Consider the following 269-nt stretch of genomic DNA (forward strand, 5'->3'; position numbering starts at 1 on the left):
CGTAAGTGATGAGGTTAAGTTAAAAAGGGCGCATGGTGAATGCCTTGGCACTAGGAGCCGATGAAGGACGGGACTAACACCGATATGCTTCGGGGAGCTGTACGTAAGCTTTGATCCGGAGATTTCCGAATGGGGAAACCCAATCATCTTAGTCGATGATTAATGCTTAGTGAATACATAGCTAAGTATTGGCAGACGTGGGGAACTGAAACATCTAAGTACCCACAGGAAGAGAAAGCAATTGCGATTCCCATAGTAGCGGCGAGCGA

General features: G+C 47.2%; 1 rRNA gene. It reads left to right on the top strand.

Annotated elements, in window-relative coordinates:
* Window positions 1–12: 12 nt before the first annotated feature.
* Window positions 13–269 (top strand): 23S ribosomal RNA (locus CES82_RS12190); the annotation flags it as partial.

The organism is Secundilactobacillus silagincola, from assembly GCF_002583405.1.
GTDB lineage: Bacteria > Bacillota > Bacilli > Lactobacillales > Lactobacillaceae > Secundilactobacillus > Secundilactobacillus silagincola.